We start from the raw sequence: 17,519 nt of genomic DNA on the forward strand, positions 1-17,519 counted from the left end.
GAGCGGCTCCACGTCACTCGCCGACCCACTTCTCGATGTCCGGGGACGGGTCGGCGGCCTTCGGGATCTTGGTGCTGATGAATGCCATCAACTGGATGCCCTTCATCGTCACCGAGGAACCGTCGAATGTGAACGACCGCTCGTTCGAGTTGCGCGTCTGCCCGTACTTGCCGCCGATGCAGAACGGGCCGATGCCGACGAACCCGCCGGCGTCGATGTGGTCGGTGTGCTGCTTGACATGCGCGGCGACCTCGCGGCTGTAGATGGTCAAGTCCCGGACGAACAGAGCCGCGGTCGGGTAGGCGATCATCGCACCCTTCGGGTGCTCCGCGCCGTCGGAGTGCAGCGGCGGATAGCCGAGCAGTTCGAAGCCAGGCTTGGGCCGCCAGCCACGTGCCCAGAACCAGTTCGCGTTGAAGGCTGGCCGTACGATCTGCACCTGGGTGTAGTCGAACTTGATGCCGAAGGACCTACCGGTCATGTCGAGTTCGAAGTCCTCGCGCCCGCCGCCGCCGGCCGCGCCAACGTTGAAGAGGCCGAGAGAGAAACCGACCGTGGCGCTGCCCTGCCGGGTGGTGGTACTCGACTTGGTGCGCGATTCGACGTGCTGCTCCTCGTAGACCGCCCAGTTCGGGTTGCGGGCGAAGCTCCCGGGCACGACCGTCGCGGGGAAGAACGGATAGCCGAACGACCCGTTGACGGTGTTGTCGATCTCGACGACGTCGCTCTTCAGCCGGTTCCACCAGAGCAGCATCGACGTGCCGAGAATGTGGTCGATGGTCGCCTGTGCCGTCTCGATGTCGTACTTGTGTCCTCGACCCACCCAGTCCTGCAAGGCCTGCTTCGCCCGTGCCCGGTAGATGCCGCCGCTGCGGTTCCACTCGATCCTGTCGGCGGCGCTGCCGGTCTGCGAACGTGCCAGCCGGGCGGCGTAGTCGATCACGGCGTTCTCGTACTTCGCCCTGTACTCCTCGTACGCAAGGGTCGCCTTGGAGGGACGGATCTCCTTGGTCTTCTCGCCGGTGAGGAAGTTCTCGACCTCGACCTCCTCCTGCAGCAGTGCCCGCATCCGTTCGATGATCTCCTGCTCGTTCTCGGTGATCGGGTCGTCGGCGACCTCGCAGTTGTTCAGCGTGTCCGCGTAAGTCTGCGACAGCGTCCGTCCCGCCTGCGCGTAGACGACCTGAGTGTGCTTGTACTTCGAACTGGAATCGCGCTTGCGTTCCCACCGGGAGCCGCCGCCCGGACTGTCCAGCGGAATGAAGTCGACCATGCGGGACCAGTTCTCCCACGTACCGAGAAGGTGGCTCTGGTACATGGCCTTGGCTTCGGCGACCGCCTGCGCCTGATCCATTCCGGGTTGGTCTCCCTTGATGGTTTCGACCAGGCTCTTGAAGAAGGGGAGAGTCAAGGGCGACGGCCCGGCGAACGGGCCCGCGACGGCGAAGTCGAATTCGGACTCGTGCAGGACCATCGCCGGCATCATCCAGTTGATCAGTGTGTCCTGCGGGATCGAGAGTTCGGCGTCACCGCCGGCTAATCCTGCGTAGAGATCGTCGATGACGATGCCCATCAACTCGTCCAGTTTCATACCCGTGTGCCCTCCTTGATCCAGCGATCCTGTGCGTCAACCGGCCCAGTCTGCGTGCGAACACGAGGTGCACGTTTCTGGGATATCCCCATGGGGTCCCTAACCTCCATATGCCCGAAAATCGCTGCAGTCACGTCAGCCCCAACTGCCATGGCGGTAATCGACGTGTTGATCCTGTAGTTCTCTGCTTCGGTGAGAATGAAGGGCGGCCAGAGCCGCGACAAGCGCGAATGCGTCGTCATCCCTGACGTCATGGACACACAGACCGAGATCACTTCCGCTCTTGATGAACGCCGCAAGAGTTAGATGTTCTTGACCTACTCGCGGGCCCTTGTGGCCGAAGCCCGCCCGAAGTTCTACAGTGCCCTCTATGGTCGGACCAGCGGCCCCGCATGCCCGCCCTATGGCCTCCTTATTAGGATCGCCACACTGTCACAGGGCGCGCGCACCATGCCGCACGGCCAGAATCAGATATGACCCTGGTTGAATCGATAATCTTCCATCCCGCCGTCGCGGATCCGGTGATCGCATAGCTTGGGTGCCATTCAGCCCCTTCCGTGCAGGCCGGGTGAGGACCATTCGCATGGGACGATATTCATGAGATGAGGTCCTGGACATGCGACCAATTGCTTAAATTTGCGACGCGTACCCCAAGGGCCTCACTGAACTCTATGCTTCACTGCAATTCACCCTCAATGCGACAAACAGCCGGGGTGTGTGTGTAATGCGCCGTGCAGTGCGCGTACTCACCCGTACCCTTGATGCATTCGCAGCACCCCATCAAGCGGCCCTCTGTCTTCGTCAGCTACGACCTCGTGCATGGTTGGTCGCTGCACGTGAGGTTTGCGATGCTGACGGTGTTCACGCTGGAAGGCTTCGGGCGAGGGTGGCGGTCTGCTGGTGTGAGAGCAGTCCGGCGACGGCTTGGACGATGTCGCTCATGTGCTCGCGACGGCCAAGATGGCGGGCAGGAGCGCTAGACGAGTAGTTCCGATTGCGGGGTTCACGGACGCAGGGAGGGTGTCCAACATCGGGTTGTGACGACCGAGTTAGACACCCTCTTGACCGCACTGTACGTGCACGTCGATGACCATCTGAAGACCCCGCGGTGGCGTGGCCGGCCGCCCCGGCTGACCGACGCGGAGCTGGTCACCCTGGCCGTGGCCCAAGCGGTGCTGGACTTCCACTGCGAGGCCCGCTGGCTGCGCTTCGCCCACGCCCACCTGCACGGCCTGTTCCCCTACCTGCCCCAGCGCCCGGCCTACAACAAGCGCCTGAGAGCCGCACTGGGCCTGGTCAAACGGGCCATCCGTTCCCTCGCCACCGACTGTGACCTGTGGCTGGACAACGTGTGGATCGTGGACTCGACACCCGTCGAGTGCGCCCGCTCGTGTGAGACCGTCAAACGCTCCGACCTGGCCGGCTGGGCGCACTACGGCTATTGCCGCTCCCACTCACGCTTCTACTGGGGCCTGAAACTGCACCTGGTGTGCACCCCAGCCGGACTCCCCGTCACCTGGGCCCTGGCCGACCCCAAGATCGACGACCGGCAGGTGCTGGCCGACCTGATCGACAACGAACCACATCTGGCCGCCGCCCGGCCGGGCCTGCTGATCCTGGCGGACAAGGGCTACATCGCCGCCGAACTCGACCGCTTCCTCGCCGCTCGCGGCATCAGTCTGCTGCGGCCCCCCTACCGTAACCGCGGCATCCCACACCCGGTGGAGCCCCTGCTCAAGACGGTCCGTCAGCTGATCGAGTCGGTCAACGACACCCTCAAAGGCCAGCTCGACCTGGAGCAGCACGGCGGCCGGACCATCGAAGGCGTCGGCGTCCGCGTGGCTCAGCGGATCCTGGCGATGACCTGCGCGATCTGGCACAACCGGACCATCGGCGCACCCATCACCAGGTCACTGATCGCTTACGACCACTGAGCCACATCGGAACTACTCGTCTAGTTCTTCAAGTGCGCAATGCCGTGTCGACGGCGGATGCGCCCTGAAGAGTGGGCCTTGCGTTGCTGTTCGTGCCGCTCCTCGTACCAGGCGGAGTGTTCTTCTTGAACTTGCGGTGTGGTGGTATGACCACGCGTCCGCCGGACTGCGCGCCCATGCCCCATAGCCGGCGTCCGCCAGGATCTCCAGGAACGGGCCATCGGACAGGAGCTGGGCCAGTCCGAGCTGTCGGGCCTGGGTGATGTCGGCGCAGCTGCCCGGCCGGACCGGGCCGCCCTTTCAGGGGCATGCTGCGCTAGCCCCGGGTCGCCGATACTCCCCAGGTTCTCCACACGGCGCGCCGCACCGCGCGCACCGGCTGGCTCACTCCACGCTCCAGGGCGAGTCGGGTCGACAGCGGACCACCTTTGAACGCGCCGATCGCCTGAACTTTATTGCGGGGGGCCTGAGATGATGCCCAGATTCGCTCTCGTCAGCGACTCGACCTGTCCAGCCACCCGCCGAAGCCAAGAGTTCCAATGGCCTGCCTGCACCGCCCAATGCGCAGACGGCCAATGCGGTGACGCGACATCTTTGACTGGCTGCGAGGCGCAGGTGGTCCCTGTTGGGGATGCCTCGACGAGATCGACTGCTCTGCAGCGGCCTCGGCAGTTCTCCGCGAAATGCGGCGCCTAACGGCAGGTCGATCCGCCCGTGGCGCGGGTCGCGAGTGCGCCAACTCCCGCGAGCCGACTGCGACGCACTCCGCGAGGTTGCCTTCGGCCGTCTGCCTGCCCGGGCTCGTCCGGAGTTGAGATGACGCCCCTGCACTGACGGCGTGGCGCAGGTTCGATTCTGGGCGGGTGAGAGCAGCACTGCCTCACAGCAGCACGTCTGATGGCGACTGCTCAGAGCCGGCTTGTCACTGCTGTTGCTCGCACACTCACGGCCTGGCAGATGCTCTCGCCTGGGTGTGATCAGTCGATGTCGGGGTCACCGGACTCTTCGAGGAGGCGGCTCGCGAGGTCGTCGGCCCACTCCACGGCCCAGGCGCGCAGAGTGGTGATGGTGGCCTCGTCGAGGCCGTAGGCGGCGAAGGCTTCGTCGTCGGTCCACTCGGCGCCGGTCAGGTTCGCCTGGAGGTCCTCGCGCTCGAAGCGGCCGCGGGCGTGGCGTCGGCCGAACTCCTCCAGCTCGGCATTCGTCCAGCGGCGGGACGCGGCGAACACGTCGATCAGATCGCGGGGCGCCCCGCGATCGGCGAGGGCACGAACCTTGGTCCCGATCACGTCCTCCTCGGCGAGGACGGGGCCGTACGGGCTTTGGGTGACCGGCCGCCAGAAGATCTCCTTGAGGATGTCGACTTCGCACTCCTGCCCGGTAGCGGGGTCCGTCACGGTGAAGCGAGCGGACAGCGGGGCAGTCTCCAGAGCCTGTACCTTCCAGCCCCGGGCTGTCAGGCCGCTGCGGAGCGCGGCTGCGATGTCGGCCATGGGCGCCGGGTTCTCGGTGGCGACATCGAGGTCCTGGCTGGGGCGGTTCACGAGGCGGTGCGCCCGCACGGCGTACCCGCCGGTGAGGACCAGGGGATACGGCGAGCCGAGGGCGATCACATCCGCCAGGAGCCGCGTGTGCAGCTCCGGCATGTCCGTCACGCGGCTGCCCGGATGCGGGAGGCGAGCTCGGGGAAGGCGTCCTCCCACACGGTGCGCACGGTGCGGCCGACGAGGGTGCGCAGTACGGGCCACAGCTCGAGGAGTAGATCCCGGTTGAGGTAGCGGGGGAGATCGTCGTGCAGGCCTTCGTGCAGGACGGTGCGGTACAGGCCCATGCGCTGGCGAGGTTTGCCCAGGTCGTAAGAGGTCATCCCGGACCATGCCAGGTGCAGCGGCAGCTCCACGACACCGTGGGTCGGTCCGTGCAGCTCGTCCAGCGACTCCGGTAGACGGCGCCGGAACTTCTCCCGGTACAGCGCGAGGTCCTCGGCGTCTGCGCCCGAGAGGTTCCTCGGCCCGGGTCCGGTGTGCTGCGGGTGGGAGGCCATGCCTCCATTATGGCTGCCGCACAGGGTCGGGGGCTTGTGGCTTCAACCAAGGAGTCAATGTCACTGTCTGTGTCCGTTGCAGATGGGGGCAACGGCGCTCGGCGACAGGATTGGCGGGGAACGGGATAGGGATGGAGTCGCTGGCAGAGCCCGTGCCGGCGGCTGATTCTCCCCGGATTCTCCCCAAGGGCTTCAGGAGGGCAAAAGTACTGGTCAGAGGCGTAACGGCGGCAGGTAGAGGAGATCACCTGCATCACTTCTCCCCAGAGACACCCCAGAGCCGATTCCGGCCCGATCCGTGACCGGTGCGGGAGCAAAGGCCGCACAAGAGCTGAGCTCGACAAGAGGGACTCAGAGCCAGTCCCGTCGCTTGAAAATCACGTACAAACTGACGCAAACCACCCCCATCAGGCCGATCGCAAAGGGGTATCCGAAGCTCCAGCTCAACTCAGGCATGTGTTCGAAGTTCATGCCGTAGATAGTTCCAACGAGCGTGGGAGCAAACAGAATCGCCGCCCACGACGAGATCTTCTTGATCTCCTCGTTCTGCTCGAACCCCGCTTCCGCCAGCGCCCGCATCTCCGCGTTCTGCTGCTGCGTGACCAGCGTCGCGTTGACGGTGAGGATCTCGGTGAGGGCCTGGCGGAAGCCGTCGACGCGTTCGCTGGTGTGGGTCACGTGGTCGGCCACGTCGCGCAGATAGCGCTGGAGCTCCTCGTCCGTGCCGTACTTGGAGAAGCCCGCCATCAGGCCGTGCAGCATGCCGACGAGCGGGCGGGTCGCGCGCTGGAACTCGACCATTTCGCGGGAGAGTTCGTAGATACGGCGGGACACCTCGGGATCGCCGCGGAAGACCTCGGTCTCGATCTCGTCGATGTCGATCTGGACGCCGGCGACGACCGGCTCGTAGCCGTCGACCACCGCGTCCAGGATCGCGTAGAGCACCGCCTCCGGGCCCAGTTTGAGCAGCTCCGGCGTCTCCTCCATGCGCCGGCGCACCGCCGACAGGTCCGGGGCCGCACCATGGCGGACCGTGATCACGAAGTCCGGTCCGACGAACACATGGAGTTCGCCGAAGTCGACCTCCTCGGGCGCGTCCAGATAGCGGGCGGCGCGCAGCACCACGAACAGCGTGTCGCCGTAGCGCTCCAGCTTGGGCCGCTGGTGTGCCTCCATCGCGTCCTCGACCGCGAGGGGGTGCAGGTCGAACTCCGCGGCCAGGGAGAGCAGCTCCGCCTCGGTGGGGCGGGCCAGTCCGATCCAGGCCATGCCGGACGGCTGGTCGCGCAGCTCACGGTATGTCTCGGCGAGCGTGGCGGGGCTGGACACGCGCACCCCGTCCCGGTAGAGCGCCGCCTGCACGACACTCGCCACCTCCGGCTGCTCCACCGCCGCGTCGGGCACCCGTGGCGCCGGGGCCGGCGGCTCGGGGGGCTGCGCCGGCGTGAGGGCTCGGCGCCAGGCGGACTTCATGGGGTTTTTCGAGGCGGGGCGGGCGCGTCGCTCGGACATCGCGGCTGCCTCCCGGTCGGGACGACGAGAGCGTGATCACGGAGCAGGATATACGGGGCGAATGGCCTGGGGAGGGGTGGACCGGTTCCGGATCCGGTGAGAGATGCGGACCAAAGCTGTCCGCAACCCCCACTAGCGTGCGGAGCATGACCAAGCGGACGATGAGCGAGCCCACGATGAGCGAGCCCACGACGAGCGGGCGGAGCACAGCGCCGGCGGCCACCGCGGCCGGCACCGGCAGGACGGCGACCACCAAGCGGACCAAGGCGGCGAAGGCGATGACCAGCACGGGCCCAGTCCTCAGCACCCGCGCCCTCAACCGCGCCACCCTCGACCGGCAGCTTCTCCTGCGCCGCTCGCCGATGTCCGCCCTCGCGGCCGTGGAGCATCTGGCCGGGCTCCAGGCGCAGGAGGTCAAACCGCCGTACTACGCGCTCGCCGCCCGTCTGGAGGGCTTCACGCCCGAGGCGCTGTCCGGGCCGCTCGCGGACCGCTCGGCCGTGCGGATCGTCACCCTGCGCTCGACGATCCATCTGCACACCGCCGACGACAGCCTCACCCTGCGCCCGCTGGTCCAGCCGGCCCGGGACCGCGAGATCAACTACTTCCGCAAGGGCCTCGTCGGCGTCGACCTCGACCGGCTGGCCGCCATCGCCCGCGACCTCGTCGAGGACGAGCCCCGCACCATGAAGCAGCTGCGCGAGGCCCTCGGCGCCCACTGGCCGGACGCCGACCCGCAGTCCCTGGCCGTCGCCGCCCGCTGCAAACTGCCCCTCGTCCAGGTCACCCCGCGCGGCCTGTGGGGCCGCAGTGCCCAGGTCACGCTCACCACCGCCGAGCACTGGCTGGACCGCCCCGCCGAGCCGGCCGCCTCGCCGGACGCCACGGTGCTGCGCTATCTCGGCGCCTTCGGACCGGCCTCCGTGAAGGACATGCAGACCTGGTCCGGACTGACCCGGATGCGTGACGCCTTCGAACGGCTCCGGCCCCGGCTGCTCACCTTCCGCGACGAGAACGGCGTCGAACTCTTCGACCTCCCCGACGCCCCGCGCCCCGACCCGGACACCCCGGCGCCGCCCCGCTTCCTGCCCGAGTTCGACAACCTGCTCCTTTCCCACGCCGACCGCACCCGTGTCGTGCCGCCCGCGAACCGCGGCCGTACATGGCAGGTGAACACGGTCTTCTGCCCGTTCCTCGTCGACGGCTTCCTCGCGGGCGTGTGGCGGATCATCGACGACGCGCTCGTCATCGAGGAGTTCACCGGCCTCACCAAGGCCCAGCGCGGGGAGCTGGCCGAGGAGGCGGAGCGGATGCTTCAGGTCATGCACCCGGAGACGCCGTACGACATCCGGTTCGGGACGGTCATTCCGTAGCCGCGCGTGCCGCCTCAGTCCGCGCGGCCCGTCACCGCCACCGTCACCCCGAGCCCGATCATGGTGAATCCGCCGGCCCCGCCGATCAGCGACAGCCGGCGGTCCGAGCGGGCGAACCAGGTGCGGGTGGCGGACGCGGTCAGGCCCCACAGGGTGTCCGTGACCAGCCCGATCATGATCGGGATCAGGCCCAGCACCAGCATCTGGAGCGGGACCCGGCCCGCCGACTGGTCGACGAACTGGGGGAGTACGGCGGCGAAGAACACCACGCCCTTGGGATTGGTGACGCCGACCAGGGCGCCGTCGAGGACCGTGCGCAGATCACCGCGGGCCGGCCGCGCCGCGGCGGGTTCGGTCGCCGACACCCGCAGTTCCCGGCGGTGCCGGAAGGCCTGCACGCCCAGGAACACGAGGTAGGCCGCGCCCGCCAGCTTCACCGCGAGGTAGATCGCGGCGGAGCGCTCCACCAGTGAGCCGATGCCTACCGCGACCGCGATCACCAGCGCGTACGAGCCGAAGACGTTGCCGATGGCCGTCGCCACCGCGGTGCGCCGGCCGTGTGCCAGCGCCCGTCCGATGACGAACAGCACGCTGGGCCCCGGGATGAGCACCACCAGGAGCGACATGGCCGCGAAGGCCAGCAGCCGGTCGGCGGACACCATGTCCATCACCTCCGTACGATTCCGGCCATTCAACCCCGGGGCGGAAGGACATGGATAGGGGGCGTTGCGGGCCGCTCGTGGAGGCCCGCAACGCCCCCTGGTCTCTCACCCGAGGCGGGCTCGGGAGACCTTCTGGACGCCGTTCCCGGTCAGGACTCGACCTGTTCGGTCACCTCGTCCGAGAACGTGGTCAGCCGGGTGTAGACACCCGGGTAACCGGCCTGGGCGCATCCCTCGCCCCAGGAAGTGATCCCTGCCAGGACGCCCCCGATGAGCAGGGGACCGCCGCTGTCGCCCTGGCAGGTGTCGACGCCGCCGGAGGTGTATCCGGCGCAGACCATGTCGGACGCGATGAAGTCCGAACCGTAGGAGCCCGCACAACTGGAGTCGGAGACCGTCGGGACGGTCGCCGTGCGCAGCTGGTTGGACGAGCTGCCGTTCGAGGAGGTGGTGCCCCAGCCGAGGATGCGGGCGGTGGTGCCGGCCGCGTACACGGCCGTGTCGGAGGAGTCGACGTACGAGGCCGTGGTGTACGGCATCGACGTGGACAGGGTCAGCACGGCCACGTCGTCGCCCTTGGTGGCGTCCTGGTAGTCCGGGTGGATCCAGATGTCGCTGACCCGGCTGACCGTGCCGTTCGTGCCGTTGAGGTAGGTGCGGCCGCCGACGACCCGGACGCTGGACGTGGTTTCGCCGACCATGCAGTGGGCCGCGGTGACCACCTTGGTCGCGGAGACCAGCGTGCCGCCGCAGAACTGGTTCTGCGAGGCGTCGGTGATCTGCATCACGAACGGGTACGCGGTCGTCGTGGTCGTCGAACCGCCCACGATGCGCGAGTCGGCGGCCTCAGCGGTGGGGGCGCTGAGCAGGGCCGTCGCGGCGGCGGCGACGGTGGCCGCCACGGCGGCGGTCTTTCTGGCACGGGTGAGCCCGAACATGAGACTCCTCAAGGGGGATTGCCGGTGGGGGGTCGCACGGGTGTGGGGGGTTGCACGAGGGACGCGGGACCGGCCCCCGTGTGCCCGGGCGAGCGGCACATCCACAAGGTAGGTCCCTGAAGTCGCCCTTCCCAATGAGGGAACCCCCTAAGGGAGTTGGGCAGGGAAAACCCTCGGTCGTGTCAGGTCAAACCTGCCCCGACCGACAAGGACGGGTGAACTCACGTCGTACGGCGCCCGGCCGCGAGTCTGACGATGTCGACCCGCGATCGGATCCCCAGCTTGCGATAAACGCGAGTAAGGGTTGCTTCGACCGTTTTGACGCTGATGAACAGCCGCGCGGCGATCTCCCGGTTCGTCGCGCCCTCCATGACCAGCGCGGCGACCTGACGCTCCATCGAGGCGAGCCCGTCCAGGCCGTCCGGCACCGCGACGGGCGCCGGCGCCGGCTCCGCGGGACGCGTGGCCGTCGCCGCCTCGACCTGGCGCAGCCAGGGCAGCGCCCGGCAGCGGCGGAACAGCCGGGCCGCCTCGTCGTACGACGTGGGGCCCGCGGCCGCGGTCCGCAGCTGGGCCAGCGCGAAGGCGGCCCGCGCCTCCTCCAGGCCGTAGCCCAGCTTGCCGAGCCGGTACTGCGCCGACGTCAACTGGGCGAGCGCGGCCTCCTGTTCGCCGCGGGCCGCGCGGACCAGCGCCTCGGCCCGGTCCAGCACGGCCAGCACGCTCTCGCGGTCCAGCCGCAGCGCGTGCTCGCGGGTGACGTCGATGACGTCCTGCGCCTCCGCGAACTCGCCGCCGCGCACCAGGGCCTCGGCGAGGTCGCCGTGCCAGCGGCCGCGCGCCGGGTCGGTGATGCCGAGACCGTGCTCCACCTCGCGCACCCGGCGCAGCGAACGCACCGCCGCTTCCGTGTCCCCGGCCACCAACTGGGCGTGGCCGAGCGCGGCCAGGGCACGGGAGACGTACATCTGGTCGCCGACCTCCTCGGCGTGCTCCACCGCTTCCCGCGCCAGCGCCAGCGCCCGGTCCACCTCGCCGCCCGCGGCCTCCGCGAGCGAGGTCAGCACGGCGGACGCCACCTCGCCGATCCCGGTGTCGCGGGCGAGGCGCAGGCTCTCGCGGGCCAGGTCCAGGGCGCGCCCGCAGTGACCGGAGTGCAGCTCGGTCTCGGCGACCCCGCGCAGGAAGTGCACCTCGCTCTCGACCCACCCGTGCCGGCGCACCTCGCGCAGCAGCGCGGTGACCGCCGCGCGCGCCTCGGGCAGCTGGTCGCTCATGATCAGCCAGCGGAACCGGGAGTAGCCGGCCCCGTTGTGATGGCAGGCCACCCGTGGGTCCTGGGGCTCCTCCAGCGCGCGCCGGATGGTCGCGGGCGCGTCGGCGTGGCCCATCAGGGTCTCGATCTGCGCCTTGAGGGCGAGCGCCAGGAGTTCGGTGTACCGGTCGCCGGCCCGCGCGGCCAGCTCCGCCGCGTACCCGGCCTCCTCGCGCGCCTCGTCGAAGTCGCCCTCCACGAGCAGGGCACGCCAGGTGAGCTGGTAGTGGACCAGCGCCAGCAGTTCGGGATCCTCGCCCGCGTCGGCCAGGGCCTGCGGGAAGATCGAATCGACCTCCGTCATGGCGTGGCCGGCCGTCTCGATCACCGCGATCCAGGCCCGTACCCGCTCGGCGGGCACGGCCGTACGGGCGAGCACCTCACGGGCGATGTCCCGGGCGAGATCCAGCTCGCCGGCGGTGATCGCGTCCTCGACGGCCGTCAGCCGCAGCACGTCCGGGCCGGGCGAGCCGTCCGCCGGGGTGTGCCGGGCGGCGAGCAGGGAGAGCTGCGCCGCCACCGAGGGCGCTCCCCGGTCCCGGGCCAGGGTCGCGGCCCCGGCCAGGCGGGCGGCGACCTCCGGGTCGGTGCCGGTGGTCGCGAGGGCCAGGTGCCGGGCGCGCTCGATGGGGTCGGAGGCGACCGTGGACAGCGCCGCGTGCGCGGCCCGGCGCTCCTGCGCGGGCGCCTCCGCGTACAGCGCGGCGGAGATCATCGGGTGCGCGAACCGCAGGGCGGGGCCCTCGGGCTCGGTCGCCAGCAGCCCGAGTTCGGCCGCCTGCGCGGTCTCGGCCTCGGCGTCGTCCCGGCCGGCCGCGTGCAGCAGGGCCAGCGTGGGGCGGGCGCCCGCGCTCGCGACCAGGAGGGTGCGGCGGGCCTGGTCCGACAGCATCTCCAGGCGGTTGAGCACCAGGGCGCGCAGCGAGGTGGGCACCGGCAGGGGCTCGCCCGGGCGCGGCGGTGTGGGGTTCTCGGCGAGGGCGCGGCCCAGTTCGAGGGCGAACAGGGCGTTGCCGCCGCTGGTGCGGTGGATGTCCCGGACGGTGGAGCGGGGCAGACCGGTGTAGCCGCGGTGGTCGAGCAGCGCCGACATCTGGGCGCGGGAGAGCGGGCCGAGGCGCACGGCGAGGGTGTCCGGCGGAGACGCGCGTAGATGGCGGTCGTACTCCTCGCCCTCGGTCCGCACCGCGAAGAGCATCCGCACCGGGGTGTCGCCGAGGCGGCGGGCGGCGAAGCCGAGCAGTTCGGCGCTGGCCGGATCCAGCCACTGGAGGTCGTCGGCGACGACGAGGACGGGGCCGGTGTCGGCGAGGGCCCGCAGGGTGGACAGGACGGCCAGGCGCAGGGCGAGGCCGTCGCGTTGGAGGGTGGACTCGCCGCGGCCGGTGAGCGCCGCCTCCAGGGAGGTCCGCTGGGCGGCGGGGAGCCGCTCGGAGACCTCGTCCAGGACCAGTCCCAGGAGGTCGGCCAGGGCGAGGAAGGGGAGGTGGGATTCTGACTCGGTCGGCGAGCAGCGCAGGACGGTGCGGGCCGCGCCGCCGTATTCCTCGGCCAATGCCCGCAGGACCGTCGACTTCCCAATTCCGGCAGGTCCGTGAAGCAGCACGCTGCCGCCCCGCCCGAGCTGCTCACGCGCGGCGGTGAACAGCTCCTCCCTGCCGATGACCTGGTCGGGGCGGCATCTGGCAGGCTCCTTGAAGTCCCGTCGCACGGTCACCGCTCCCCTCCGTGTGTCGTGTCCGGGCCAATATTAGGCAAGAGTTCTTTGAAATTCGGACCGCCGGCGTGGTGAGGCAAATAACAGCGATGGAGCATGGGGCATTTCAAAGCGCCGATGAATGAATGGAGGGTCGTCGCCATGGGCTGGACCACGGCGGGCGCCCCGCAGGCCAAAGGCCCCCGGCGCACACAACGCCCTACGGGAGCAGCCCCGCCCGGCGGGCCGCCGTCACCGCCTCGCCGCGCGTGTGGGCGCCCAGCTTCCGCATGGCCGACCGCAGATAACCCTTGACCGTCTCCGGGCGCAGCCCCAGCCGCTCCGCGGCGGCGGCGTTCGTCGAGCCGGCGGCCACGTGCGCCAGCACGTCCAGTTCGCGCGGGGCCAGCCGCACACCGTTCGGCGCCGGTCCGTCCGTCAGGAGTCCGCAGGCCTCCAGCAGCTCCGCCCGCAGGGCGGGGTCGCCGATCCGCGGGGCCAGAGCGCGCAGGGCCGCGTGCGCCTCCCGGACCTGCTCCCACCCGGCGCCCCGGTCGGGCGGCGCCGCCGGCGGCCGGGCCGCGTCCAGCAGCCCCCGCACCTCGTCCCGCACCACCAGCGCCTGCTCCACGTCCCGCGCGGCCTCGACGGCCGCCGTCAGCGTGCGGTCGCCCAGCGGCCGCGCCGTGCGCAGGGCGCCGTACAGGACACCGCGCACCCGGCGCCGTACGACGACCGGGACCGCGAGCACCGAGCACAGGCCCTCCATGGCGACGGCGGCGTCGTACTCGTGGGTGATCTGCCGTGAGGTGGGGTAGTCCGTGACCGCGCACGGGCGGGCGAGGGCGACGGCCTTGCCGCCGAGGCCGTTGCCGGCGGTGACGGCGAGTCTGCGCAGGGAGTCGGTGGCCGTGCCGTTCAGTTCGCTGATGCGTATCCGCCGTTGGCCGGCCTCCACCAGACCGCCGAAGGCGACGGGCAGCCCCGTCGACCGGCGCAGGCGCACCAGCGCGCCCCCTATCTCCACGGATGCGGCCGCGTCCACTGTCACGTACTCGCCCTTTCACCGCGCTTTCCCGGAGCGCACACCCCCGTTCGGGGGTAGTGAGACCCACGTCACGGATTACACGATGACAGAGAGCCGCCCGGCAAGGTCCGGTACCTAGGAGGACAGATGACGACGGGGACGGAGCTGTTCCGCAGCGCGCGGGACTTCCTGCTCGAACACCGCGAGGACTACGCCACCGCCTACGAGGGCTTCACGTGGCCCCGGCCCGAGCGGTTCAACTGGGCGCTCGACTGGTTCGACGTCGTCGCGGACGGGAACGACCGCACCGCGCTGCACATCGTCGAGGAGGACGGCAGCGAGGTCCGGGTGTCCTTCGCGGAGATGTCCGAGCGCTCGGACCGGGTCGCGGGCTGGCTGCGCGACCGGGGCGTTGCCGCCGAGGACCGGATCCTCGTCATGCTCGGCAACCAGGTCGAGCTGTGGGAGACCGCGCTGGCCGCGATGAAGCTGCGCGCCGTCGTCATCCCGGCCACCCCGCTGCTCGGCCCGGCCGACCTGCGCGACCGGGTCGAGCGCGGCCGCGTCCGGCATGTCGTCGTACGGGCCGAGGACACCGCCAAGTTCGACGACGTCCCCGGCGCCTACACCCGCGTCAGCGTCGGCGGACTGCCCGAGGAGGGCTGGGAGCCGTACGAGGACGCGTACGCGCCGGCGCCCGCCGGGTTCCTGCCGGACGGCCCGACCCTGGCCGACGACCCCCTGATGCTGTACTTCACCTCCGGTACCACCGCCCGCCCCAAGCTGGTCGAGCACACCCACACCTCGTACCCGGTCGGGCATCTGGCCACCATGTACTGGATCGGCCTCAGGCCCGGCGACGTGCATCTGAACATCTCCTCGCCCGGCTGGGCCAAGCACGCCTGGTCCAATCTGTTCGCGCCCTGGAACGCCGAGGCGACCGTCTTCATCCACAACTACACACGCTTCGACCCGGCCCGGCTGATGGCCGAGATGGACCGCGCCGGCGTCACCACCTTCTGCGCCCCGCCGACCGTCTGGCGGATGCTCATCCAGGCCGACCTGAGCGCGCTGCGCACCCGGCCCCGCGAGGTCGTGGCGGCGGGTGAGCCGCTGAACCCCGAGGTCATCGAACAGGTCCGGCGCGCCTGGGGCGTGACGATCCGCGACGGTTTCGGACAGACCGAGACCGCCGTCCAGGTCTCCAACAGCCCCGGCCAGCCCCTGAAGACCGGCTCCATGGGCCGCCCCAGCCCCGGCTTCCGCGTCGAACTCCTCGACCCGGTCTCCGGCGCCCCCGGTGCCGAGGAGGGCGAGATCGCCCTCGACCTCTCCGAGCGGCCGGTCGGCGTGATGACCGGCTACCACGGCGACGCCGACCGCACGGCGGAGGCGATGGCCGGCGGCTACTACCGCACCGGGGACATCGGCTCCCGGGACGCCGACGGCTACATCACCTACGTGGGCCGCGCGGACGACGTCTTCAAGGCGTCCGACTACAAGATCAGCCCGTTCGAGCTGGAGAGCGCGCTGCTGGAGCACGAGGCGGCCGTCGTGCCCGCGCCGGACGAGCTGCGGCTCGCGGTACCGAAGGCGTACGTCGTGCTCGCGGAGGGCTGGGAGCCCGGCCCCGACACGGCCAAGGTGCTCTTCGAGCACTCGCGGGAGGTCCTGGCGCCGTACAAGCGCATCCGCCGCCTGGAGTTCGCCCCGCTGCCCAAGACCGTCTCCGGCAAGATCCGCCGCATCGAGCTGCGCGAGGCCACGGCCGCGGGCTCCGACGCCGAGTACCGCGAGGAGGACTTCCGGTGAGTTCGTACACCCACGGGATCAGCGACACGCCGCTGCTCGGCGACACCATCGGCGCCAACCTCGACCGCGCGGTCGAGGCCTGGCCGGACCGGGAGGCGTTGGTCGACGTGCCCTCGGGACGGCGCTGGACGTACGCCCGATTCGCCGCCGACGTCGACGAGTTGGCGTACGCGCTGCTCGCGAGCGGGGTCGCCAAGGGCGACCGGGTGGGCATCTGGGCGATCAACTGCCCCGAGTGGGTGCTCGTCCAGTACGCCACCGCCCGCATCGGCGCGATCATGGTGAACATCAACCCGGCCTACCGCACCCACGAGGTCGAGTACGTCCTCAACCAGGCCGGCGTCTCGCTGCTGGTCGCCTCCCTCAGCCACAGGACGAGCGACTACCGGGCGATGGTCGAGCAGGTGCGGGGCAGGTGCCCGCGGCTGCGGGAGACGGTGTTCATCGGGGACCCGAGCTGGGAGGCGCTGCTCGCACGGGCGACGCCGGTCCCGTTCGAGGAGCTGTCCTGCGACGACCCCGTCAACATCCAGTACACCTCGGGCACCACGGGCTTCCCGAAGGGGGCCACCCTCTCCCACCACAACATCCTCAACAACGGTTACTTCGTCGGGGAGTTGATCGCGTACGGCGAGCAGGACCGGATCTGTGTCCCGGTGCCCTTCTACCACTGCTTCGGCATGGTGATGGGCAACCTGGCGGCCACGTCCCACGGCGCCTGCATGGTGATCCCGGCCCCCTCCTTCGACCCGAAGGCCACGCTGGAGGCCGTCCAGCGGGAGCGGTGCACCTCGCTGTACGGCGTGCCGACCATGTTCATCGCGGAGCTGAACCTCCCCGACTTCGCGTCGTACGACCTCTCCTCCCTGCGCACCGGCATCATGGCGGGCTCCCCCTGCCCGGTCGAGGTGATGAAGCGGGTGGTCGCCGAGATGCACATGGCGCAGGTCGCCATCTGCTACGGCATGACGGAGACGTCCCCGGTCTCGCTGCAGACCCGGATGGACGACGACCTGGAGCACCGGACCGGTACGGTCGGCCGCGTCCTGCCGCACATCGAGGTGAAGATCGTCGACCCGGCGACCGGCGTGACCCGGCCGCGCGGCAGCGCGGGCGAGCTGTGCACCCGCGGCTACAGCGTGATGCTCGGCTACTGGAACGAGCCCGAGAAGACCGCCGAGGCCGTCGACGCCGGCCGCTGGATGCACACCGGCGACCTGGCGACGATGCGCGAGGACGGCTATGTCGAGATCGTCGGCCGCATCAAGGACATGATCATCCGCGGTGGCGAGAACATCTACCCGCGCGAGATCGAGGAGTTCCTGTACGCCCACCCCAAGATCGCGGACGTCCAGGTCGTCGGGGTGCCGCACGAGCGGTACGGCGAGGAGGTGCTGGCCTGCGTCATCCCGCGCGACGCGGGTGATCCCCTCACCCTGGAGGAGCTGCGGTCCTTCTGCGACGGGCGGCTGGCGCACTACAAGGTCCCCAGCCGGCTGCGGATCCTCGACTCCTTCCCGATGACGGTGTCGGGGAAGGTACGGAAGATCGAGCTGCGGGAGCGGTACGCCGCGGGCGACTGAGGCCGCTTGCACGGCTGAGCACTCCGGGCCGG

The 17,519-nt window shown here is 70.0% G+C and carries 12 protein-coding genes; 4 read left to right on the forward strand and 8 right to left on the reverse strand.

Annotated elements, in window-relative coordinates:
• Window positions 1-13: 13 nt before the first annotated feature.
• Window positions 14-1,591, reverse strand: a complete 1,578-nt coding sequence (locus ACIRD7_RS02375) for a hypothetical protein (protein ID WP_403448635.1) — start codon at window positions 1,589-1,591, stop codon at window positions 14-16.
• A gap of 1,037 nt (window positions 1,592-2,628) precedes the next feature.
• Between ACIRD7_RS02375 and ACIRD7_RS02380 the strand changes: the two genes are divergently transcribed.
• Window positions 2,629-3,525, forward strand: a complete 897-nt coding sequence (locus ACIRD7_RS02380; RefSeq protein WP_403448638.1) for an IS982 family transposase — start codon at window positions 2,629-2,631, stop codon at window positions 3,523-3,525.
• 977 nt (window positions 3,526-4,502) lie between these two features.
• Here ACIRD7_RS02380 and ACIRD7_RS02385 read toward each other — a convergent pair.
• The 3 genes from ACIRD7_RS02385 to ACIRD7_RS02395 all read right to left on the reverse strand — a co-directional run bounded on the left by ACIRD7_RS02385 (window position 4,503) and on the right by ACIRD7_RS02395 (window position 7,081).
• Window positions 4,503-5,171: a nucleotidyl transferase AbiEii/AbiGii toxin family protein gene (locus tag ACIRD7_RS02385; protein ID WP_403448642.1), complete on the reverse strand. Its 669-nt coding sequence runs from the start codon at window positions 5,169-5,171 to the stop codon at window positions 4,503-4,505.
• A 5-nt stretch (window positions 5,172-5,176) separates the two neighbouring features.
• On the reverse strand, window positions 5,177-5,569 hold the full coding sequence (locus tag ACIRD7_RS02390; RefSeq protein WP_403448645.1) for a hypothetical protein: 393 nt from the start codon (window positions 5,567-5,569) through the stop codon (window positions 5,177-5,179).
• A gap of 351 nt (window positions 5,570-5,920) precedes the next feature.
• The gene (locus ACIRD7_RS02395; protein WP_403448648.1) at window positions 5,921-7,081 is read right to left on the reverse strand and encodes a magnesium and cobalt transport protein CorA; all 1,161 of its coding nucleotides are present in this window, start codon (window positions 7,079-7,081) and stop codon (window positions 5,921-5,923) included.
• 278 nt (window positions 7,082-7,359) lie between these two features.
• Between ACIRD7_RS02395 and ACIRD7_RS02400 the strand changes: the two genes are divergently transcribed.
• The gene (locus ACIRD7_RS02400; protein WP_403451616.1) at window positions 7,360-8,454 is read left to right on the forward strand and encodes a winged helix DNA-binding domain-containing protein; all 1,095 of its coding nucleotides are present in this window, start codon (window positions 7,360-7,362) and stop codon (window positions 8,452-8,454) included.
• 14 nt (window positions 8,455-8,468) lie between these two features.
• On the opposite strand, the gene ACIRD7_RS02405 is transcribed toward ACIRD7_RS02400, so the two are convergent.
• The 4 genes from ACIRD7_RS02405 to ACIRD7_RS02420 all read right to left on the reverse strand — a co-directional run bounded on the left by ACIRD7_RS02405 (window position 8,469) and on the right by ACIRD7_RS02420 (window position 14,116).
• Entirely contained in the window at window positions 8,469-9,116 is a 648-nt protein-coding gene (locus ACIRD7_RS02405; protein WP_403448651.1) for a LysE family translocator, read from the reverse strand.
• A gap of 149 nt (window positions 9,117-9,265) precedes the next feature.
• Window positions 9,266-10,054: a S1 family peptidase gene (locus ACIRD7_RS02410; protein ID WP_403448654.1), complete on the reverse strand. Its 789-nt coding sequence runs from the start codon at window positions 10,052-10,054 to the stop codon at window positions 9,266-9,268.
• A 221-nt stretch (window positions 10,055-10,275) separates the two neighbouring features.
• Window positions 10,276-13,086 carry an AAA family ATPase gene (locus ACIRD7_RS02415; RefSeq protein WP_403448656.1) on the reverse strand — a complete coding sequence of 937 codons (2,811 nt, stop codon included), beginning with the start codon at window positions 13,084-13,086 and terminating at the stop codon, window positions 10,276-10,278.
• Between the two features lie 199 nt (window positions 13,087-13,285).
• Entirely contained in the window at window positions 13,286-14,116 is an 831-nt protein-coding gene (locus ACIRD7_RS02420; protein WP_403448659.1) for a response regulator transcription factor, read from the reverse strand.
• A 123-nt stretch (window positions 14,117-14,239) separates the two neighbouring features.
• On the opposite strand from ACIRD7_RS02420, the gene ACIRD7_RS02425 reads away from it, so the two are divergent.
• Together ACIRD7_RS02425 and ACIRD7_RS02430 are read left to right on the forward strand one after the other, a co-directional pair.
• Window positions 14,240-15,904, forward strand: a complete 1,665-nt coding sequence (locus ACIRD7_RS02425) for an AMP-binding protein (protein WP_403448661.1) — start codon at window positions 14,240-14,242, stop codon at window positions 15,902-15,904.
• Window positions 15,901-17,487 carry an AMP-binding protein gene (locus ACIRD7_RS02430; protein ID WP_403448664.1) on the forward strand — a complete coding sequence of 529 codons (1,587 nt, stop codon included), beginning with the start codon at window positions 15,901-15,903 and terminating at the stop codon, window positions 17,485-17,487. Before ACIRD7_RS02425 ends, ACIRD7_RS02430 begins: the two co-directional genes overlap by 4 nt.
• The last annotated feature ends 32 nt before the right edge of the window (window positions 17,488-17,519 follow it).

The sequence above is a fragment of the Streptomyces sp. NPDC093568 genome, assembly GCF_044764945.1.
In the GTDB taxonomy this organism is placed as follows: domain Bacteria; phylum Actinomycetota; class Actinomycetes; order Streptomycetales; family Streptomycetaceae; genus Streptomyces.